Genomic DNA, 21,152 nt, shown 5'->3' with positions numbered 1-21,152 from the left:
CGCTCTACGCTGGATGCGCGTCGGGACCGCGACGTCCCATCCGGGTCCGCCAGGCCCGCCGGGTCCGTTGAGTGAGGATTGACCGTCATGCCGGAGTTCACGTACTCAGATCTGCTCCCCCTGGGAGAGGACACCACGCCGTACCGGCTGGTGACCAGCGAGGGCGTCACCACCTTCGAGGCGGACGGCCGGACGTTCCTCAAGGTCGACCCGGAGGCCCTGCGGCTGCTCGCCGCCGAGGCCATGCACGACATCTCCCACTATCTGCGCCCCGCGCACCTGGCCCAGCTGCGCCGGATCGTGGACGACCCGGAGGCCTCCTCCAACGACAAGTTCGTCGCGCTCGACCTGCTCAAGAACGCGAACATCGCGGCGGCCGGCGTGCTGCCGATGTGCCAGGACACCGGCACGGCGATCGTCATGGGCAAGCGCGGCCAGAACGTGCTGACGCCGGGCGGGGACGAGGCGGCGCTCTCCCGGGGCGTGTACGACGCGTACACCAAGCTGAATCTGCGGTACTCGCAGATGGCGCCGCTGACCATGTGGGAGGAGAAGAACACCGGCTCCAACCTGCCCGCGCAGATCGAGCTGTACGCGACCGACGGCGGCGCGTACAAGTTCCTCTTCATGGCCAAGGGCGGCGGCTCCGCCAACAAGTCCTTCCTCTACCAGGAGACCAAGGCGGTCCTGAACGAGACCGCGATGATGAAGTTCCTGGAGGAGAAGATCCGCTCCCTGGGGACGGCCGCGTGCCCGCCGTACCACCTGGCGATCGTCGTCGGCGGCACCTCCGCCGAGTACGCCCTGAAGACCGCGAAGTACGCGTCCGCGCACTACCTGGACGAGCTGCCCACCGAGGGGTCCGCGACCGGCCACGGCTTCCGCGACAAGGAGCTGGAGGAGAAGGTCTTCGAGCTGACCCAGCGGATCGGGATCGGCGCGCAGTTCGGCGGCAAGTACTTCTGCCACGATGTCCGCGTGGTGCGGCTGCCCCGGCACGGCGCGTCCCTGCCGGTCGCGATCGCCGTCTCCTGCTCCGCCGACCGCCAGGCCAAGGCGAAGATCACGGCCGAGGGCGTCTTCCTGGAGCAGCTGGAGAAGGACCCGGCCCGCTTCCTGCCCGACACCACGGACGAGCAGCTGGCGCGGGACGCGCGGAGCGCCGGCGACGTGGTGCGGATCGACCTCAACCGGCCGATGGACGAGGTGCTGGCCGAGCTGACCAAGTACCCGGTGAAGACCCGGCTCTCGCTGACCGGCCCGCTGGTGGTGGCCCGTGACATCGCCCACGCGAAGATCAAGGAGCGGCTGGACGCGGGCGAGGGGATGCCCCAGTACCTGAAGGACCACCCGGTCTACTACGCGGGCCCGGCGAAGACCCCCGAGGGGTACGCGTCGGGGTCCTTCGGGCCGACGACGGCCGGGCGGATGGACTCGTACGTCGAGCAGTTCCAGGCGGCGGGCGGCTCCAAGGTGATGCTGGCGAAGGGGAACCGCAGCCGTCAGGTCACCGACGCGTGCGCGGCGCACGGCGGCTTCTACCTGGGCTCGATCGGCGGCCCCGCGGCCCGGCTCGCCCAGGACTGCATCAAGAAGGTCGAGGTCGTGGAGTACGCGGAGCTGGGCATGGAGGCGGTCTGGCGGATCGAGGTGGAGGACTTCCCGGCGTTCGTCGTGGTGGACGACAAGGGGAACGACTTCTTCACCGAGCCGGCGCCCGCGCCCACGTTCACGTCGATCCCGGTGCGGGGCCCCGGCCTCGGCTGAGGTGCCGTACCCGGCGGCGGGCGGGGTCGGGGATCGCTCCCCGGGCCCGCCCGCCCCGTAACCACCAGTCAGCTGAAGTTCTGGTTCGCCGCCCCCGAGCACGGCTGGAGCCGCAGCGGCTGCCGGGCCGCCGCCTGGCTGACGCACAGGTTCCGGGCGTCCGCCGGGCGCAGTGTCTGCCCGTCCCTGACGAAGCGCTGGTTGGCGGCGCCGGAGCAGTTCCACACCACCAGGGCGGCCCCGGCCCGGTAGTCGCCCCGGGGCACGTCCAGACAGCGGTCCTGGGTCAGTTCGGTGTGCACGGAGCCGCGTGCCGGGTCCTGCCACCAGCCCTGGTTGCGCCCGCCGTGGCAGTCCCAGCCGAGTACGGCGGTGCCATTGCGGGTGACGGACGCGTCGACGTCGGCGCAGTTGCCGGTGCCCGCGTTGCGCAGCGGCCGGTAGTGGTCGTCCCAGGCGCCCGCGCGCAGCACCGGGCGGCCGTCGGAGTTCGACTCGGCGCAGCTCGCCTCGCGCAGTGCCGTCCCGTACAGCTGGGTCAGGCAGGCGGCGAAGGCGGCGTGGCCGCGGGCGTTGGGGTGGAAGGACTGGCGGACGGAGTTGGCGTCCGGCGGGAAGTGGCCCATGTCGATGTAGAGCCCGCGGACCCAGGCGTCCTCCATGCAGACCTCGTGGCCCTGGAAGAGCCGTGAGTTGTCGAGGTAGACCGCCCCGGTGGCGCGGGCCGCCGCGCGCATCCCGCGCTGGAAGGCGGGTACGGCGGTGTTGCGGCCCCAGACGGTGTCGGAGTCGTAGCCCATGCCGCCGCAGATGAGTTTGCCGGGGAAGTTCGGGTTGTCCCGGAAGTCGGGTCCGATGGGGCTCGGATAGCCCATGACGACGAGCTTGTAGTCGGCGTCGGCGTATCCGGCGTCCCGCATCACGGTCCGCAGATCCCGGATGGTGGACTCGACCTTGGGGACGAGCCCGTCGACCCGGGCCTGCCAGCCGGGGGCGTACTTGGACTCGCAGGGCCCCTGGAGGGTGACGTAGCGGATCACGCAGTCGGTCATCACGGGGCCGAACTGGAGGTCGTCGTTGGCCCCGGCCACCAGGAGCACCATCTTCAGGCGGGTGTTGCGCGCCTTGATGGCGAGGCTGTCGCTCTGGACCAGTTCGTCGGCGTACTGCTTCGAGCCGCCGATGCGGATGTTGCCGGTGTACGCGCCCGAGCAGGAGACGTTGTACGTCACGTCGGCGGCGATGCCGGTGCGGTGGACGGCCGCGTCCGGCGAGCGGTGGCACCAGTTGTCGGGGCCGTCGGTGCCGGGCTCGTAGGTGCCGACGCCCTCGCCGGAGATCTCGCTGTCACCGAGGGAGATCAACGCGGTCCTGCGTTCGGCGAAGGGCCGTTCGGCGGGGCTGCCGTACAGCGCGGTCGCCTCCGCCGCCCGGATCGCCTCCAGGGCGGGCGGGAGCGGTGCGGACGCGGTTCTCGGGGCCTCGGCCGCGGTGGCCGTCATGGGGGCGGTCAGCCCCAGCAGTCCGGCGGCCAGGGTCATGACGGTGGTTCCCGCCAGTGCGCGAAGTCGGTTCCCGGTACGTGTCATTGCGCCTCCGAGGTATTCGGTTACCCCAGGTATTTACTGGTGGGTAGCGCGGAAGGGAATAGCCCGGACACGATCCGCGCTCAGCCACAGGCGGGCACGGGCCCGCCCGAACCAGCCAGGAGGACGGCAGACGATGAGCGGGAACGGCGCCGGGACACGCATCGAACACGACTCCATGGGCGAGGTGCGGGTGCCCGCGCACGCCAAGTGGCGGGCCCAGACCCAGCGCGCGGTGGAGAACTTCCCCGTCTCCGGGCAGCGGCTCGAACGGGCGCACATCGCGGCACTGGCCCGGATCAAGAGCGCGGCGGCCCGGGTCAACGCGGAGCTGGGCGTGATCGACGCGGACATCGCGCACGCCATCGCGGCGGCGGCCGAGGAGGTCGCGGCGGGCCGCTGGGACGACCACTTCCCCGTCGACGTCTTCCAGACCGGCTCCGGCACCTCATCGAACATGAACACCAACGAGGTGCTGGCGACGCTGGCGAGCGAGCGGCTGGACCGCCCGGTCCACCCCAACGACCACGTCAACGCCTCGCAGTCGTCCAACGACGTCTTCCCGTCCTCGATCCACATCGCCGCCACGGGCGCCGTCACCGGCGAGCTGATCCCGGCCCTGGAGCATCTGGCGGCGGCGCTGGAGCGCAAGGCCGGCGAGTTCTCCGGCGTGGTCAAGGCCGGGCGCACCCATCTCATGGACGCCACCCCCGTCACCCTGGGACAGGAGTTCGGCGGGTACGCCGCGCAGGTGCGGTACGGCGTGGAGCGGCTGACCGCCGCCCTGCCCCGGCTCGCGGAACTCCCCCTCGGCGGCACCGCCGTGGGCACCGGCATCAACACCCCGCCCGGCTTCTCGGCCGCCGTGATCGCCGAGGTCGCCCGCGCCACCGGGCTGCCGCTGACCGAGGCCCGCAACCACTTCGAGGCCCAGGGCGCCCGCGACGCCCTGGTGGAGACCTCGGGCCAGCTGCGGGTGATCGCCGTCTCCCTCACCAAGATCTGCAACGATCTGCGGTGGATGGCGAGCGGCCCCCGCACCGGTCTCGCCGAGATCGAACTGCCCGACCTCCAGCCCGGGTCCTCGATCATGCCCGGCAAGGTCAACCCGGTCGTCCCCGAGGCCGTGCTGATGGTCGCCGCCCAGGTCACCGGCAACGACACCACCGTCGCCATCGCCGGAGCCGCCGGCAACTTTGAGCTGAACGTGATGCTCCCGGTGATCGCCCGGAATCTGCTGGAGTCGATCCGGCTGCTCACCAACGCCGCCCGGCTGCTCGCCGACCGCACGGTGGACGGCATCCGCGCCCACGCCGAACGGGCCCGCGAATACGCCGAGTCGTCGCCCTCCGTGGTCACCCCGCTGAACAAGTACATCGGTTACGAGGAGGCCGCGAAGGTCGCCAAGCGGTCCCTCGCCGAGCGCCGCACGATCCGCGAGATCGTCCTCGAATCGGGGTACGTGGAACGCGGCGACCTCACCCTGGAACAGCTCGACGAGGCCCTCGACGTACTCCGTATGACGCACCCGTGAACGGGATCGGTGCGCGGATCGGAGCCTCCTCCTAAGATCTGCTCATGACAGGCACGGAACGCGTTCAGCGCTGGGCGCCGGGGGAGCACATCCTCTGGCGCTACCGGGGGCACGGCCCGGATCCCTCGGGGCGGCCCCCGGTGGACATCTGCCGCCCCGTGACCGTCGTCCAGGACACCGCCGACACGCTCGCCGTCTGGATGGCGCCGGGCACGGAGTGCGTCAAACCGGTACTCGCGGACGGCACCCCCGTCCATCAGCAGCCGCTGGCGACCCGCTACACGGCCCCGCGCACGGTGATGCGGGACCGCTGGTTCGGCACGGGGGTGCTGAAGCTGGCCCGGCCCGGCGAGCCCTGGTCGGTCTGGCTCTTCTGGGATCCGGGCTGGGAGTTCCGCAGCTGGTACGTCAACCTGGAGGAGCCACGCACCCGATGGGCTGGCGGTATCGATTCCGAGGACCACTTTCTGGACATCTCGGTCTACCCGGATCACAGCTGGCTCTGGCGGGACGAGGACGAGTTCGCCGAGGCCCAGCGGGCGGGGCTGATCGGCCCGGAGAAGGCCCGCCGCATCCGGGCGGCGGGGGCGGCGGCCGTCGAGGTCATCCGGGCCTGGGGACCGCCGTTCTCGGACGGCTGGGAGCGCTGGCGGCCCGATCCGCGCTGGCGGGTGCCGGAGCTGCCGGCCGACTGGGGCAGCGTCCCGGCCCGGATGGCGTCGTGAGACCGGGACCGCCGGGGGCCCGCGGGCCCCTCCCGGCCCCCTTCCGGCCTTCTTCCGGCCCTCTTCCGGGGGCCTTTCGGACCGGGTGCGGGATGTCCGACTCCCGTCGGGGAACCCGCTCCGGCGCAGAGGGCGCCATGAGACTCTTGATACGCCCCCTGGGGGCAACCGTAGGATCGTCGTCCGCAGGACTGCGCGCCGGGCCCGCCTGCGGTAACCATGGAGCGCAGCACCGGACCTGACCGCGAGTCATCATGAGTCACACCGAATGAGTCACACCGAGGGGGTGGAGCCGTGCCGGATGCCCGCAACCCTGTCGACGCCACCTTGAGAGCGGGTATACCGCCCCACGAGGCATTCGCATCGCACACCCGGCCCAGACGGACGGAAGCCCACGCGTGACGGAGCAGCCCACCTCCCACGAAGGCCGGCAGCCCTTGGCTGCCCGGCCGCAGGAACGCGCCCGGCCGCGCGCGGAGTCGGCCGGAGCCACGGCCGCCGTGCCCGGCCCCGCCGTCCCCACCCCGGGCGGGCCACCGCAGGATCTCCAGGACCTCGCGGTGACGGCCCGGCGCGAAGGGGACCGACTGCGCTTCGTCGGCGCCGCGACCCGCAGGATCGCCCGGGGCATAGACCTGGACGAGATCGTCCTCGGGCTGTGCCGGGCCACGGTGCCCACCTTCTCCGACGCGATCCTCGTCTATCTGCGCGACCCGCTGCCGGTGGGCGACGAGCGCCCGGTGGCGCCGTTCGTGCTACGGCTGCGGCGCACGGACCGGCTGCGTTTAGCTGAGGACGTGGTCGACTTCGGGACGGCCGTCTCGCCGGTGCCCGTGATCGACCCCCACTACGACCTGACCCCGGCCTCCGACCTGTGCGAGGTGCGCTCGGGCGGGGCCCTGTCCGAGGTGCTGCGCGGGGTGCGGCCGGTCTTCGGCGACTCGGCGGCGGCCCGTGCCGCGCTGCCCGAGCTGCTGGGGGCCGACCGGAGCGTGCCCGCCGGCCACCGGGCGATCCTGGCACCGCTGCGCGGCCGCCGGCGGGTGATCGGCGCCGCCGTCTTCCTGCGCCGCCCGGACCGGCCCGCCTTCGAGCCGAACGACCTCCTGGTCGCGGCCCAGCTGGCGACCCACACGGCGCTGGGCATCGACAAGGCGGTGCTGTACGGCCGGGAGGCGTACATCGCGGACGAACTCCAGCGCACGATGCTGCCGGACTCGCTGCCGCAGCCCACGGGCGTGCGGCTGGCCTCGCGCTATCTGCCCGCGGCCGAGACCGCGCGGGTCGGCGGCGACTGGTACGACGCGATCCCGCTGCCCGGCAGCCGGGTGGCGCTCGTCGTCGGCGATGTCATGGGCCACTCCATGACCTCGGCCGCGATCATGGGCCAGCTGCGGACCACGGCCCAGACCCTGGCCGGTCTGGACCTGCCGCCGCAGGAGGTGCTGCACCACCTGGACGAGCAGGCCCAGCGACTGGGCACGGACCGGATGGCGACCTGCATGTACGCGGTGTACGACCCGGTCTCGCACCGGATCACCATCGCGAACGCGGGCCACCCGCCGCCGGTGCTGCTGCACCTGGGCGGGCGGGCCGAGGTGCTGCGGGTGCCGCCCGGGGCGCCGATCGGGGTCGGCGGCGTGGACTTCGAGGCCGTCGAGCTGGACGCCCCCGCCGGGGCCACCCTGCTGCTGTACACGGACGGCCTGGTCGAGTCCCGGCTGCGGGACGTCTGGACGGGCATCGAGCAGCTGCGGGAGCGGCTGGCCGCCACCGCCCAGCTCACCGGCCCGGACCACTCCCCGCCGCTGGAGGCGCTCTGCGACGACGTCCTGGACATGCTGGGACCGGGTGACCGGGACGACGACATCGCGCTGCTCGCGGCCCGTTTCGACGGCATCGCGCCCAGCGACGTCGCGTACTGGTTCCTGGAACCGGAGGACGCCGCCCCGGGCCGGGCCCGTCGGCTGGCCCGCAGGGCGCTCCAGCGCTGGGGCCTGGAGGACCTGAGCGACGCGGTGGAGCTGCTGGTCAGCGAGGTGGTCACCAACGCGGTCCGGTACGCGGAGCGCCCGGTGATGCTGCGGCTGCTGCGGACGGACGTGCTCCGCTGCGAGGTCGGGGACGACTCGCCGCAGCTGCCCCGGCAGCGCAAGGCGCGGGAGACGGACGAGGGCGGACGCGGCCTCTTCCTGGTGAACCGGCTGGCCCGGCGGTGGGGGGCGACCCGGCTCTCCAGCGGCAAGGTGGTCTGGTTCGAGCTGCCCACCCGGCCCTGACCGCCCGGCCCTGACCGACGGCGGTTCGGCGGCACGGCGGCACAGCGACACGGCGGCACCGAAGGCGTCCGGCACCCCCACGGGGAGCCGGGCGCCTTCCGGCTGTCCGCGCCACCCAGCCCCGCCCAGCCCCGCCCCCGCCCCCGCCGACCTGGCAGAAGCAACCCGTACAGAATTCATACATACCAGGGCAAATGTTGCCGACCGTGTGTCGGCGGAGTTGACTGGGGTACGCGCGGCGGAAGCGACCGACCACGCCCCTCGACCCCAGCGCCCCATCGACGGGAGGACGCTCGTGACCGAGTCAGCCCGCAAGGTTCCGTACACGACCGACAACGTCGGCATCCCGGTGGAGAGCGACGAACACTCGCTCACCGTCAGCCCCGACGGCCCGATCCTGCTCCACGACCACTACGTCATCGAGAAGATGGCCCAGTTCAACCGCGAACGGGTCCCCGAGCGGGTGGTGCACGCCAAGGGCGCGGGCGCCTACGGCTTCTTCGAGGTCACCCAGGACGTGACCCAGTACACCAAGGCCGTCGTCTTCAAGCCGGGCACCCGCACCGACATGCTGGCCCGCTTCTCCACGGTCGCCGGCGAGTCCGGTTCCCCGGACACCTGGCGCGACCCGCGCGGCTTCGCCCTGAAGTTCTACACCGAACTGGGCAACTACGACATGGTCGGCAACAACACGCCGATCTTCTTCATCCGCGACCCGCAGAAATTCTCCGACTTCATCCACTCGCAGAAGCGCCACCCGGCCAGCGGGCTGCGGAACAACGACATGCAGTGGGACTTCTGGACCCTCTCCCCCGAGACCGCGCACCAGGTCACCTGGCTGATGGGCGACCGGGGCATCCCCAAGTCGTACCGCTTCATGAACGGCTACAGCTCGCACACCTACCTCTGGGTGAACGAGGGCGGCGAGCGGTTCTGGGTGCGGTACCACTTCAAGACCGACCAGGGCGTCGACTTCTTCACCCAGGCCGAGGCCGACGAGCTGGCCGGGCACGACGCGGACCGGCACCGCCGGGACCTGTACGAGGCGATCGAGGCCGGTGACGCCCCGAGCTGGACCCTGAAGGTGCAGGTCATGCCCTTCGACGACGCCCCGGACTACCGCTTCAACCCCTTCGATCTGACCAAGGTGTGGCCGCACGGCGACTACCCGCTGATCGAAGTGGGGCGGATGACCCTCAACCAGAACCCCGAGGACTACTTCGTCCACATCGAGCAGGCGGCCTTCGAGCCCTCGAACCTGATCCCGGGCATCGGCCCCTCACCGGACAAGATGCTGCTGGGCCGGCTCTTCTCGTACCCCGACACCCACCGGTACCGGATCGGCCCCAACTACACGCAGCTCCCGCCCAACCGGGCGCGCACCGAGATCCGCTCGTACGCCAAGGACGGCCCGATGCGGTACGAGCGCTCGAACACGGCGATGCCGTACGCGCCGAACTCCTACGGCGGGCCGGCGGCGGACGTGGCCGCGTACGGGAAGCCGGCCGGGTGGTACAGCGCGGGCGAGATGGTGCGCCAGGCGTACACGCTGCACGCGGAGGACGACGACTGGGGGCAGGCGGGCACCCTGGTCCGGAAGGTGCTGGACGACGCCGCCCGGGAGCGGCTGGTGTCGAACGTGTCCGGCCATCTGAAGCAGGGCGTCTCCCGGCCGGTGCTGGAGCGGGCGTTCACGTACTGGCGGAACATCGACCAGGACGTCGGCGACCGGATCGCCAAGCAGGTCAACGGCGGCTGACCACACGGGTGAGGGCCCCGGGACGGCTGTCCCGGGGCCCTCACTCGTACTCAGCGGCGGAAGCCCGCGTTCCCGGGTTCGTCCCCGGAGTTACCGCCCCCGGGCCGGCCCGGCTCGCCGCCGCCCGTCTCACCCGGCGGCGGGGACGAGGAGCCGCTCGCGCCGGGTTCGGGCTGCTGCGGGCTCTGGCTCGTCTGCGGCGGCGACGGCGGCGTCACGGGCGCGCTGGAGGTGGGCCCGGTCGGCAGGTTCGACTCGTCCGGGGTCTCCTCCTCCTTCGGCGTCTCCTCCTGCTGCTCCTCTTCCTCCTCGGTGGCGGGCGGCGAGGGCGGCAGGGACGACTCGGTCGGGCCGGGGTCGGGCAGGCGCTCGGCCGGCTCCTTCACTTCGAGGTCGAACTGCGCGCCGGCGTCGCCGCCGAGCGCCCCGGAGGTGTACGTCTTCCAGATCTCGGCGGGGATGCCACCACCGTTGACACGGCCCTCGCCGACGGTGTCGGTCAGCGTGACCTGCCGCTTGCCGTCGGGCGAGGCACCCATCAGACCGACGACGGTGACCAGCTTGGGCGTGTACCCCGCGTACCAGGCGGTGACGTTACGCTCCGAGGTACCGGTCTTGCCCGCGGCCTGGTAGTCGCCCTGCGCGGCGGTGCCGGAGCCCACCGCGACGACGTCCTGGAGGGCCGAGGTCACGGTGTCGGCGGTCTCGCGGCTGATGGCCTGGCCGCCGATGCCGTCCTGGTCCAGCGTGGCCTTGCGGACCCGGTGCTCGGCGGACTTCACGATGGTCGGGGTGACCTTCTTGCCGTGGTGGGCGAAGGTCGCGTAGACGCCGGCCATGTCCCAGGTGGAGGCGTTCATGGTGCCCAGCGACATCGCGGGCCGCTCCTCGAACGCCTTCCCGTCCCGCATGCCCATGGCGAGCGCGGTCTCCTTCGTCCTCCCCGGGGTGACGTCCACGAGCATCTGGGCGTAGACCGAGTTCACCGAGTTGTTGGTGGCCTCCTGGACCGTGATGGGCCCGTGGTCCTTGTCGTTGATGTTCTGCGGCGCGAAGGGGATGTCGCTGCCCTCGACCGGGCGCTTGCTGGTGCCGTCGTAGAGCGTGTTCAGGTCGATCGGCTCGCCGTCCTGCGTCTGCGACTCGTTCTCCAGCGCGGCGGCGAGGACGACGGGCTTGAACGTGGACGCGGGCTGGTAGTCGCGGCGGGTGGCGTTGGAGAGCCAGTGCTCGGTGGCGCCGACACCGCCGTAGAGGGCGACGACCTCACCGGTCTCGGGGTCGACGGAGGTGGCGCCGGCCTGGATGGTGGCGTGCTTCTCGTTGCCCTTCCGGTCGAGCTTGGACTCCAGCTCGGTCTCGACGGAGCGCTCCAGTGCCTCCTGGCGCTTCTTGTCGACGTTGAGCGTGATCGTCCAGCCGCCGGCCCGGATGTCCTCCTCGCTGATGCCCTGGCGCTCCAGCTCGGCGTTGGCGGCGTCGACCAGATAGCCGACCTGGCCCTCCATGCCGGGGGCGGCACGCGGGTCCTTGGGGACCGCGAACTCCATGCCCTGCCGCTGGGACGGCTCCAGCCACCCCTCCTCGACCATGTTGTCGAGGGTGTACGCCCAGCGCTCCTTGACCAGCCGCTTGCCGGTGTCGGTCGCGAGCGCCCAGTCGTACTGGTTGGGGGCCTGGAGCAGCGCCGCGAGATAGGCGCCCTGCTCCAGGCTCAGGTCCTCGGCGTCGACGCGGTAGTACGCCTGGGCGGCGGCCTGGATGCCGTAGGCGCCGCGGCCGTAGTAGCTGGTGTTGATGTACCCGGCGAGAATGTCTTCCTTGCTCTTCTCGTCGTCGACCTTGAGCGAGATGACCAGTTCCTTCAGCTTGCGGCTGATGGTCTGGTCCTGGTTGAGGTAGTAGTTCTTGACGTACTGCTGGGTGATGGTCGAGCCACCCTGCTTGCCCTTGCCGGTGACGGTGTTGAGCAGACCGCGGGTGGTGCCCTTGATGTCGACGCCGGAGTCCTTGAAGAAGCTCTTGTTCTCGGCGGCGACGAAGGCGAACTGGATGTCCTTGGGTATCCGCTCCAGCCCGATGATCTCCCGGTTGAGCTTGCCGGTACGGGCCAGGATGGAGCCGTCGCGGTACTTGTAGACGTTGCTCTGGAGTTCTGCCTCGGCGTTGGCCTTGGGCACCGGGGTCATCACGTAGACCGCGTAGAAGGCGCCCATCCCGAGCAGACAGACCCCGAGGAACGTGCCCAGCAGCTTCTTCCAGGTGAAGAAGCGCCGCAGGCCCCTGGGTCTGGCGGCCTTTCTGGCCGCTCGCGCCTCAAGCTCCCGCTCCCGTCGCGCCTCCGCTCGGCCCATCGCTCGTTCCGCTCCGCTCTTCGGTTCTTCGGTCGACGGTTCCCATCGACGCTTCTTCCGGTACTCCGGTGCTCCGGCGTCCCGGAAGTTCCGGTGCTCCGGTCCTCGGCGGCGGGTCGGCCCGGTCCACCCAAGGGCAGCTCAGAAAACTAACACCGGCGCCTGTGACAAAGGTCGACCGATCCGGACTTTCCCGACGTGACAAACAGCACCTTCCCCAGAGGAACCGACTCCCGGGGGGCGCGGGGGGTTGCGCGAGGCATTAATGTGTAATCACATTGCTAGCACCACGCTTGCGATCCGGCGAAGCCATGACGGATATGCCGGACACCTCAGAAACGGGGGGCGCCATGCCGACCACCACCACCACTCAGATCAAGCCCACGGCCGGATCCGGGACCGAGGGGGCGCACCGGGCCGAGCCGCCCATCAGAGAGTTCGCGGCCCGCAGCATCGGCGGCGGGCTCGCCCTGCTCCTCGGGCTGACCGGCCTCGCCCTGGGGGTCGGCCTCGTCGTCACCGGCGCCGTCACCGGCGCCACCGCCGCCAAGGTCGCGCTGATCGTCGCCGGTGTGGTGCTCGCGTTCGGCTCCTTCCTCGCCATGTGCGGACTGAACAACGTCTCCCCCGGCGAGGCCCGCGTCGTCCAGCTCTTCGGCCGCTACCGGGGCACCATCCGCACCGACGGCCTGCGCTGGGTCAATCCCCTCACCTCCCGTGAGGCGATCTCCACCCGGGTCCGCAACCACGAGACCGCCGTACTGAAGGTGAACGACGCCTACGGCAACCCGATCGAGCTGGCCGCCGTGGTGGTCTGGCGGGTCAAGGACACCGCCCAGGCCCTGTTCGAGGTCGACGACTACGAGGAGTTCGTCACCACCCAGGCCGAGGCGGCGGTGCGGCACATCGCGATCGAGTACCCGTACGACTCCCACGACGAGGGCGGATTCTCGCTGCGCGGCAACGCCGAGGAGATCACCGAGAAGCTCGCCGCCGAACTGCACGCCCGGATCGAGACCGCCGGCGTCGAGATCATCGAGTCCCGCTTCACGCACCTCGCGTACGCTCCGGAGATCGCCTCCGCGATGCTCCAGCGGCAGCAGGCGGGTGCGATGATCGCGGCCCGGAGGCTGATCGTGGAGGGCGCGGTCGGTATGGTCGAGGAAGCGCTCAACCGGATCTCCGAGCGCGACCTCGTGGAACTGGACGCGGAGCGGAAGGCGGCGATGGTCTCCAATCTGATGGTGGTGCTCTGCGGCGACCGCTCGGCGCAGCCGGTCCTCAACACGGGCACGCTCTACCAGTGACGCCCCCGCCGGAGCGCAAACAGGTACTGCTGCGGCTGGACCCGGTGGTGTACGAGGCGCTGGCCCGGTGGGCGTCCGACGAACTGCGCAGCGCCAACGCGCAGATCGAGTTCCTGCTGCGCCGGGCCCTGGCGGAGACGGGCCGGCTGCCGACGGGCATCGCCCCGATCCCGAAGCGCGGCCGCCCGCCCCAGGCCTGAGCCGTGCCTGGTGGATCACCCCCGGACCCGATCCCGGCCGGTGCCCGGCCGCCGCGGATAGGCTGCTGGGCATGTCCATCGGTCACACACTCCTCGCGTTGCTGGAGTCCGGTCCACGCCACGGCTACGACCTCAAGCGCGCCTTCGACGAGAGGTTCGGCCACGACCGCCCGCTGCACTACGGGCAGGTCTACTCGACCATGTCTCGACTGCTGAAGAACGGTCTGGTCGAGGTGGACGGGGTGGAGCCCGGCGGAGGGCCCGAGCGGAAGCGGTACGCCATCACCGCCGCCGGGATCACCGATGTCTCCCACTGGCTGGCGCAGCCCGAGAAGCCCGAGCCGTATCTTCAGTCGACCCTCTACACCAAGGTCGTCCTGGCCCTGCTGACCGGGCGGGGCGCCGCCGAACTCCTGGACCGGCAGCGGGCCGAACATCTGCGGCTGATGCGGATCCTCACCGACCGCAAGCGCCAGGGCGGCCTCGCCGACCAGCTCATCTGCGACCACGCCCTGTGCCATCTGGAGGCCGACCTGCGCTGGCTGGAACTGACGTCGGCGCGGCTGGACCGGCTCGCGCGGGAGATCGGTGCGCCCGGGTCCGCCGGCGCCGCGCAGCACCTCGGGGAGCCGTGCGCGTGATTCCCGCTGGTTCGCTCCTCTCCGCCGAGGGGCTGCGCAAGAGCTTCGGCCGCACCACCGCTCTCGACGGGGCCGATTTCTCCATCCACCCGGGCGAGGTCGTCGCGGTCCTCGGGCCGTCCGGCTCGGGGAAGTCGACGCTGCTGCACTGTCTCGCGGGCATCGTCGCCCCCGACGCGGGCACGGTCCGCTACGACGGCCGGGAACTGAGTACCCGCCCCGATGCGGAACGCAGTGCACTGCGCCGGACCGAGTTCGGTTTCGTCTTCCAGTTCGGCCAGCTGGTGCCGGAGCTGAGCTGTACGGAGAACGTGGCGCTGCCGCTGCGTCTGGCGGGCGTGCGGCGGCGGGCCGCCGAGCGGACGGCGGCCGAGTGGCTGGAGCGGCTGGAGGTCGCGGAGGTCGGCGACCAGCGCCCCGGCGAGGTCTCCGGCGGCCAGGGCCAGCGGGTCGCGGTCGCCCGCGCGCTGGTCACCTCACCCCGGGTGATCTTCGCGGACGAGCCCACGGGCGCGTTGGACTCGTACAGCGGGGAGCGGGTGATGGAGCTGCTGACCGAGGCCGCCCGGTCGCTGAACACGGCGGTCGTGCTGGTCACCCACGAGCCGAGGGTCGCGGCCTACTCGGACCGGGAGGTCGTGGTCCGTGACGGCCGGATCCGTGAGCCGGGGCCGGCCCTGTGACGCTGTCGGTCCGGCGACGCCCCGCCGCACCCCCTGTCCGTACCCGCCCCGGTCCGCTCCAGCGCTGGGCCCACGATCTGGCACTCGGGCTCCGCTTCGGTGTGGCCGGCGGCCGTGAGGGGTGGATCCGGAACGCGCTGACCGCGGTCGGGGTCGGGCTGGGGGTGGCGTTCCTGCTGCTCGCGGCCTCGGTGCCGCAGATCATGGACAGCCGCAATGAGCGGCTCACCGCGAGGACGCCGTCCACCGTCGACCAGCGGGAGGATCCGACCCCCTCCGGGACGTCGGTGCTGGTTCTGCATGTCTCCACCGAGTACCGCTCGGAGCCGGTCATAGGCCAGTTGCTGCGTCCGGAGGGGGACCGGCCGGCGCTGCCGCCGGGGGTGAGCCGGATACCGGGCCCGGGGGAGATGCTGGTCTCCCCCGCACTGGGGCGGCTGCTCCGTTCCCCGGAGGGCGCCGCACTGGCTCAGCGGCTGGACGACCGGGTCGTCGGCACCGTCGGCGGGAGCGGCCTGGTCGACCCGGGCGAACTTCTCTTCTACGCGGGCAGCGACACGCTCACCGCCCCCGGCATGGCCTTCAGGACCGACGGCTTCGGCCCCACGGAATTCGGCTTCACCTCCGGGCCGATCGACCCGGTCCTCACCGCACTGGGCACCCTGATCACCGTGGTGCTGCTGGTGCCGGTGGCGGTCTTCATCGGCATCGCCCTGCGGTTCGGCGGCGACCGCCGGGACCGGCGGCTGGCGGCGCTGCGGCTGGTGGGCGCGGACATGGGGACGGTCCGCCGGATCGCGGCGGGCGAGGCGCTGTTCGCCGCTCTCCTCGGAGTGGTGACCGGCTGCGCGGTCTTCGCCACCGGCCGGCTCGCGGCGGGTTCGGTACGGATCTGGGGGCTGAGCGCCTTCCCGTCGGACGTGGTCCCGGTTCCGTGGCTCGCGGCGCTGATCCTGGCGGCGGTGCCGGTGGTGTCGGTTCCGCTGACCCTGTTCACCCTCCGTTCGGTGGTGGTGGATCCGCTGGGTGTCGTACGCCGTTCCGCACCCCGGGGGCGCCGGCTGTGGTGGCGGCTGCTGACGCCCGCCGCCGGGGTGGCGATCCTGTCCTTCTCCGACCGGATCCCGGACTGGTCCGGCCCGGAACAGCCCTTCCCCCTGGCGCTCGGCGCGACCCTGGTGCTGCTCGGGGTGACGGCGCTCTTCCCCTGGCTGGTCGGCGCGGTGGTGGGGCGGCTGCGGGGCGGCCCGCTCTCCTTCCAGCTCGCGGTACGCGGTCTCCAGCTGCGCAGCGGTACGGCGACCCGGGCGGTCAGCGGGATCATGGTGGCCGTGGCCGGGGTGATCGCGCTGCAGATGGTGTTCGCGGGGATGCACGAGGACCAGCGGCGGGCCAGCGGGCGCAGTCCCGCGTGGCGGGTGGTGGAGGTGACCGACGCCAGGCCCGACGCCGGGTTCGCCGCGCGGATGGCGCGGGAGTTCCGGGCCACCGCCGGGGTCGCGGGGGTGGTGCCGATGGTCACGTCGACGGCGCGGTACCCGGCTCCGGGGCCGGTGGAGGAGCAGCCGTTCAGCCCGGTGGTCATCGCCGACTGCCCGGAACTGCGGAAGCTGGCCCGGATACGGACCTGCGCGGACGGCGACACCTTTGTGGCGAATATGCCGTCCGAGAATGTGGACAGCTATGTCAACCAGGCCGCGCGCAGGGGCGAGGAGCTGATCGTCGACCGGGTGGATGCCGGGGGATGGCGCGGGGAACCGGCCGTACCGGGGTTCCGGTGGCGGCTGCCCGCGGACGCGGAGGCCGTGACCTCCCGGCAGGATGTGGCGGGCTGGCACCACGAGGGCATCTACGCGACGCCGGGTGCGCTGGACCCGGGGCGGCTGCGGAACGGCGGCACGACCGTGCTGGTCAGGGTGGACGACGACGTACCCGGAACCCATGACCGGGTGCGGGACACGGCCGCCCGGATCAGTCCGGCCCTCGCGGTGTGGAGTTCCCGTTCGATGGACCGGGACCAGAAGTTCCGGAGCATGCACAACGTGCTGCTGGCAGGGGCGACGGCGACCATGGTGCTGATCGCGGCCTCGATGGTGATCACGCAGATCGAGCAGTTGCGGGAGCGGCGGAGGCTGCTGTCGGTGCTGCTGGCGTTCGGCACCCGCCGCTCCACGCTCGCCTGGTCACAGCTGTGGCAGACGGTGCTGCCGGTGGTGCTGGGGACGGTGGTGGCCGCGGTGGGCGGTCTGGTCCTGGGTACGGTAATGCTCCGGCTGATCGCGATGCCGCTGGTCGACTGGTGGGGTTTCCTGCCGGTGGCGGGGACGGGCGCGGGGGTGATCCTGCTGGTGGCGCTGGTGGGCCTGCCCGCGCTGTGGCGGATGATGCGGACGGACGGCCTGCGCACGGAGTGACACCGGCGCCCGCCGCTCCCCGCGCCGGAATCACTCGGCGATGCGGACCGGCAGCGGGACCAGCGCCCGCCGCAGCGCGCCCGCGAACTCCTCGAACTCGCCCTGCCGGGCCGCGCCCGCCCGCATCGCGAGGGCGATCCGGCGGGCCGGCGCGGGGTCGGCGAAGTACCCGGTCTCCAGCCCGGCGCGGCCCGTCTCCACATCGACGGCGGTCCGGGGCAGCAGGGTCACCCCGAGCCCGCCGGCGACGAGCTGCACCAGGGTGGGCAGCCCGGCGGCGGTGGTGGTGACGGGCGTGTCGTCGTCGCGCCCGGCCTCCCGGCAGATGTCGAGTGCCTGGTCGCGCAGGCAGTGCCCCTCGTCGAGCAGCAGCAGCGGAAGCTCCCGCAGCGCCTCACGGGGCAGGTCGACCCGCCCGCCGAGCCAGTGGTCGGCGGGGGTGACCAGGACGAAGTCCTCGTCAAAGAGCGGCAGCTCGGTCACCTGGGGCACCCCGAGCGGCACGGCGAGGAGCAGCAGGTCGAGCCGCCCGGTGGTGAGCCCGTCCAGCAGGGACGCGGTCTGCTCCTCGTGCACCTGGAGATCGAGGTCGGGGTAGGTCTCCTGGACCAGCCGCAGCACGGTGGGCAGCAGATAGGGAGCGACGGTGGGAATCACCCCGAACCGCAGCACCCCGGTGAAGGGCGCCCGCACCGCCTCGGCCTCCTCCATGAGCCCCCCGACCGCATCCAGCACGGCCCGGGCCCGCACGGCGAGCCGCTCCCCCGCGGGGGAGAGCAGCACTTTGCGGGTGGTGCGCTCCAGCAGCTGGACCCCGAGCACTTCCTCCAGCGCGGAGACGGCGCCGGACAGCGCGGGCTGACTCATGCCGATGGCGGCGGCCGCGTCCCGGAAGTGCAGATACTCGGCGACGGCGGTGAAGGCGCGCAGCTGGGCGATGCTGGGCTGCTTGGCCCGGGGTGCCTGGCTCATGGGGCGGCCTCTTCTGCGGGGTGCGGGGTCCGGTGTCGCTGCCGGGTCTCTCCCGCCGAGGGTAATGCCCCGGAGCCCCGATTGATCGGACGCCCTGATCACAGGGGCCCGATTGATCGCCCCCCGAGGGCCGGCGACGGCCGGTCGGCCTCCGTCATCGCAAGCGCGCCGGCGATCAGGCTGAAGGCTTGAGCCGCTTCAGCATCACGCCGAAGATCGGGGAGTCGTCGTACGGCTTGGACTCGCCGATCTTCGCGTACCCCCACGACTCGTACAGAGCCAGGACTTTGGGGTGTGCGAGGTCGACAAACAGTGTGACCGCTTCTTCGTCCCGGCCGGACATCAGTCCCTCGTGCAGCTTCACGGAGGCGCCGGTCTTCCGCCATCGCGGCAGCACCATCAGCTCGGACAGGGCGAAGGCCCGCTCCTCGGGCCCCAGGGACTGCGGCCGATCGGATCCCCTCCACCAGCCGCCGCGACCGAAAGGCGCTCCGTAGGCGTAACCCACCGGCTCACCCTGCTCGAACCCGATCACGCATACCCATTCATCCCGGCCGCTCCAGCTGTCGACGAACTGCGCGAAGCGCTCCCGGGAGTCAAAGGTTCCTGGCATTCCCTCGTAGACCGCGTCGTGGATATCCAGAAGCATGGTTCGGATATTCGGGACGTCCACTTTCCCGTAGCGCTTCAGATCCACTGCCGTGACCTTTCGACCATGACGTAACCGACGGGTACGAGGCGCTGGGGCAAGAGGGCATGTGGCCTTCCCCACCGCCCTACTGCTGACGGCCCACCGATCGTTCTGCGGCGCGTTGTCGGCGGTAGGGCTGCGGGCAGCACCGGAGACGAGCACTCTTCCAGTTCAATCGCACGGGCCTCAGGGAAGCAGGTTCCGCTGCCCCGCACGCACGCTCTTCGTGAACAGGTCGTAGTCCACGCGGGAGACGATGAGCACCTGCGCGTCAGGGTCACCGACATCGACAGAGTCGCGCAGCGCGACAACATCATCAATGAAGGCAACTTCGAGGCAGTTGTTGCCACCATTGGACATCTCACTCTTGGCCCAGACAGCGGACGTAAGATCGACCTTCTTCTTCATGTGTAGCAGTCCTTGATCAATTCGTGGATGAAGCGGCGGCTCTCGTCGGCATCGAGCGCCTGCGCGGTGAGGGATTCGAACGCGGACTGGTAGCGGTCCACGTCACCAGCTTCCTCCAGGTAGAGCGACGTTGTCTTGCCCTCCACCACGGCAACCGGTGGCCCCGCAGGGAAGTGTAGGAGCTGGAACGAGCCGTCCGTACTGGCATGCGCTCCGACTGCGAACGGCAGAACCTGTACAGCCACATGGCTATGGCGGTCAGCAACTTCCAGCAGGCGTTCGAGCTGGGCCTTCATGACCGTTGCACCGCCCACGACTCGGCGAAGTGCAGCCTCGTCCAGAATGCAGGAGAGCTTGAGGGGATCGCCCCGCTCCAGCACTGCCTGACGTGCCATCCTCAGCTCAACGAAGCGGATGATCTCGCGTTCCGAGGACCACACTTGACTCCGCTCCACGATCGACAGCGCGTACTCCCTGGTCTGGAGTAGCCCGGGTATCAGAGCGAGGTAGCCCTCAGCCTTGGATGACAGCTCCTCCAGGTGCAGGTACTCCTCAAAGCCTTCGGTCTGGATGGCTTCCCGGTACTCGTCGAGAAGACTCGTTCGCCGGCCCGAGGCCGCCAGAGTCGCCATGGCCCGGATCGTCTGCCGGGCCGTGTCATCTTCAACGCCGTAGACCTCGAAGAAGGCCGTCAGCCCGAGCCCTGTGACTCTCTGCTTGCCATTCTCGATCTTGCTCAGAGGCGGCTTGCCGGAGAGCCCCAAGCGCTCTGCGGCATCCTCCATGCTCAGCCCGGCTTTGCGGCGCAGTGACCGCAGGGCTGAGCCGAGGCGTCTTCGGTGCACGTTGGGCCGCGCTTCGGCCATGGCTCACCTCCTGGGGCCGCAGCGTATCGCGCCCCCCGATCAAGGCAGGTCCACTTCACACTCATCGAAACGTTTCGAGTTTGCCGTATTGCGCGAAACGTTTCCCATCCTTCATCGTTGCTCTGAGAGACGACAACCCCCGTTCCCTGCAAGGGGGTTGCGCTTCTTCCCGCCTGCCCTGCTCCCCCGGCAGGGTTCCGGCCCCCACTCCCGGAGGAACACCCGTGAGTACGACGACCCCTCTCAAAGCGGCCAGCACGGTACGACTGGGCACCCCGGCAGCGGACTTCGCCCGCCGTCACGGAACATCGGGCAGCTGGACGCCCGACATCTTCAAGCTGTACGTCGAGCAGTACAGCGAGTGGAGTAGCCCTTCGGCCGTACGGTTCGAGGGCGGAGGCAAGCCCTCGGAGCGTCCGTGATGCCCCCGGCAGCGCTCATCGCAAGCTCACCCGACGCCTCGCTCTTTGAGACCTCGTACGACCGGTCCACGTCGGCTCCCCGGGAGGCGCGTGATGACATCGTGCGGGTTCTCAAGAACTGGAATCTCGTCCAGGGCGCCGGGGACCTGCTGGTGATCGTGACCGAGCTGGTCACCAACGCACTCACCCACACCGATTCCCGCCTGGTCACGGTGTCCCTGATCCGCCTGGGCGCCCGCAGCCTCATCCTCTTCGTGGCCGACAGCTCCCCCGTCCTGCCGGACCCACCGTCCATGCCCTCCGTCCGGGCCGAGACGGGCCGCGGCCTCGCCATAGTGGCCACCCTCTCCGCCCACCTCGCGCATGTGCGCTGCCGCAGCGGTAAACGGGCCGTGGTGGTCTACGAGGTCCCGCTCGATGAGTAGGCACGCCCGTCCCGCGCCTCCGACTGTCCAGCTCGACATCGGCCCACACCTTCAGGACGCCATCTGGCGGCTGGGAATTTGCTGGCTGTACTGCCGGCGCGCTGACGTACCAGTCACCT

General features: G+C 71.0%; 18 protein-coding genes. 12 read left to right on the top strand and 6 right to left on the bottom strand.

Annotation, left to right across the window (positions count from 1 at the left end; genetic code table 11):
- Positions 1-87: 87 nt before the first annotated feature.
- Positions 88-1,767, top strand: coding sequence for a fumarate hydratase (locus SYYSPA8_RS09110; RefSeq protein WP_323446513.1), 1,680 nt, complete (start codon positions 88-90; stop codon positions 1,765-1,767).
- A 68-nt stretch (positions 1,768-1,835) separates the two neighbouring features.
- On the opposite strand, the gene SYYSPA8_RS09105 is transcribed toward SYYSPA8_RS09110, so the two are convergent.
- Positions 1,836-3,356, bottom strand: coding sequence for a ricin-type beta-trefoil lectin domain protein (locus SYYSPA8_RS09105; RefSeq protein WP_323446512.1), 1,521 nt, complete (start codon positions 3,354-3,356; stop codon positions 1,836-1,838).
- 133 nt (positions 3,357-3,489) lie between these two features.
- Here SYYSPA8_RS09105 and SYYSPA8_RS09100 point away from each other — a divergent pair, with 133 nt between their 5' ends.
- The 4 genes from SYYSPA8_RS09100 (at position 3,490) to SYYSPA8_RS09085 (ending at position 9,650) form a co-directional block, all read left to right on the top strand.
- A complete protein-coding gene (locus SYYSPA8_RS09100) occupies positions 3,490-4,887 on the top strand; it encodes a class II fumarate hydratase (protein ID WP_323446511.1) in 1,398 nt (465 codons plus the stop codon).
- Positions 4,888-4,931: 44 nt separating this feature from the next.
- A complete protein-coding gene (gene fomD / locus SYYSPA8_RS09095; RefSeq protein WP_323446510.1) occupies positions 4,932-5,612 on the top strand; it encodes a cytidylyl-2-hydroxypropylphosphonate hydrolase in 681 nt (226 codons plus the stop codon).
- A 398-nt stretch (positions 5,613-6,010) separates the two neighbouring features.
- Complete coding sequence (locus SYYSPA8_RS09090) at positions 6,011-7,891, top strand: SpoIIE family protein phosphatase (protein WP_323446509.1); 1,881 nt, start codon at positions 6,011-6,013, stop codon at positions 7,889-7,891.
- Between the two features lie 295 nt (positions 7,892-8,186).
- Positions 8,187-9,650, top strand: coding sequence for a catalase (locus SYYSPA8_RS09085; RefSeq protein WP_323446508.1), 1,464 nt, complete (start codon positions 8,187-8,189; stop codon positions 9,648-9,650).
- 50 nt (positions 9,651-9,700) lie between these two features.
- Here the strand turns inward: SYYSPA8_RS09085 and SYYSPA8_RS09080 are convergent, their stop codons facing one another.
- Positions 9,701-12,004 carry a transglycosylase domain-containing protein gene (locus tag SYYSPA8_RS09080; RefSeq protein ID WP_323446507.1) on the bottom strand — a complete coding sequence of 768 codons (2,304 nt, stop codon included), beginning with the start codon at positions 12,002-12,004 and terminating at the stop codon, positions 9,701-9,703.
- Between the two features lie 350 nt (positions 12,005-12,354).
- Here SYYSPA8_RS09080 and SYYSPA8_RS09075 point away from each other — a divergent pair, with 350 nt between their 5' ends.
- From SYYSPA8_RS09075 to SYYSPA8_RS09055, 5 genes are all read left to right on the top strand, one after another.
- A complete protein-coding gene (locus SYYSPA8_RS09075; protein ID WP_323446506.1) occupies positions 12,355-13,311 on the top strand; it encodes an SPFH domain-containing protein in 957 nt (318 codons plus the stop codon).
- On the top strand, positions 13,257-13,511 hold the full coding sequence (locus SYYSPA8_RS09070) for a hypothetical protein (protein WP_407705969.1): 255 nt from the start codon (positions 13,257-13,259) through the stop codon (positions 13,509-13,511). Before SYYSPA8_RS09075 ends, SYYSPA8_RS09070 begins: the two co-directional genes overlap by 55 nt.
- A gap of 71 nt (positions 13,512-13,582) precedes the next feature.
- Positions 13,583-14,152, top strand: coding sequence for a PadR family transcriptional regulator (locus SYYSPA8_RS09065; RefSeq protein ID WP_323446504.1), 570 nt, complete (start codon positions 13,583-13,585; stop codon positions 14,150-14,152).
- Complete coding sequence (locus SYYSPA8_RS09060; RefSeq protein ID WP_323446902.1) at positions 14,149-14,835, top strand: ABC transporter ATP-binding protein; 687 nt, start codon at positions 14,149-14,151, stop codon at positions 14,833-14,835. Before SYYSPA8_RS09065 ends, SYYSPA8_RS09060 begins: the two co-directional genes overlap by 4 nt.
- Positions 14,832-17,249 (top strand): FtsX-like permease family protein, encoded by a 2,418-nt coding sequence (locus SYYSPA8_RS09055; protein WP_323446503.1) that lies wholly within the window; start codon positions 14,832-14,834, stop codon positions 17,247-17,249. Before SYYSPA8_RS09060 ends, SYYSPA8_RS09055 begins: the two co-directional genes overlap by 4 nt.
- A 30-nt stretch (positions 17,250-17,279) precedes the next feature.
- Here SYYSPA8_RS09055 and SYYSPA8_RS09050 read toward each other — a convergent pair whose 3' ends face one another.
- The 4 genes from SYYSPA8_RS09050 to SYYSPA8_RS09035 all read right to left on the bottom strand — a co-directional run bounded on the left by SYYSPA8_RS09050 (position 17,280) and on the right by SYYSPA8_RS09035 (position 20,186).
- On the bottom strand, positions 17,280-18,221 hold the full coding sequence (locus SYYSPA8_RS09050; protein WP_323446502.1) for a LysR substrate-binding domain-containing protein: 942 nt from the start codon (positions 18,219-18,221) through the stop codon (positions 17,280-17,282).
- Positions 18,222-18,396: 175 nt separating this feature from the next.
- A complete protein-coding gene (locus SYYSPA8_RS09045; RefSeq protein ID WP_323446501.1) occupies positions 18,397-18,918 on the bottom strand; it encodes a GNAT family N-acetyltransferase in 522 nt (173 codons plus the stop codon).
- Positions 18,919-19,098: 180 nt separating this feature from the next.
- On the bottom strand, positions 19,099-19,320 hold the full coding sequence (locus SYYSPA8_RS09040) for a DUF397 domain-containing protein (RefSeq protein ID WP_323446500.1): 222 nt from the start codon (positions 19,318-19,320) through the stop codon (positions 19,099-19,101).
- A complete protein-coding gene (locus SYYSPA8_RS09035) occupies positions 19,317-20,186 on the bottom strand; it encodes a helix-turn-helix domain-containing protein (protein ID WP_323446499.1) in 870 nt (289 codons plus the stop codon). Before SYYSPA8_RS09035 ends, SYYSPA8_RS09040 begins: the two co-directional genes overlap by 4 nt.
- Positions 20,187-20,410: 224 nt before the next feature.
- Here SYYSPA8_RS09035 and SYYSPA8_RS09030 point away from each other — a divergent pair, with 224 nt between their 5' ends.
- A complete protein-coding gene (locus tag SYYSPA8_RS09030) occupies positions 20,411-20,608 on the top strand; it encodes a hypothetical protein (RefSeq protein ID WP_323446498.1) in 198 nt (65 codons plus the stop codon).
- Positions 20,608-21,033, top strand: a complete 426-nt coding sequence (locus tag SYYSPA8_RS09025) for an ATP-binding protein (RefSeq protein WP_323446497.1) — start codon at positions 20,608-20,610, stop codon at positions 21,031-21,033. The genes SYYSPA8_RS09030 and SYYSPA8_RS09025 overlap by 1 nt, the downstream gene beginning before the upstream one ends.
- Positions 21,034-21,152: the final 119 nt, after the last annotated feature.

This window comes from Streptomyces yaizuensis (genome assembly GCF_034961445.1).
GTDB lineage: Bacteria > Actinomycetota > Actinomycetes > Streptomycetales > Streptomycetaceae > Streptomyces > Streptomyces yaizuensis.
The sequence above is the reverse complement of the archived record's forward strand: the minus strand, read 5'-3'. Positions and strand labels throughout refer to the sequence as shown.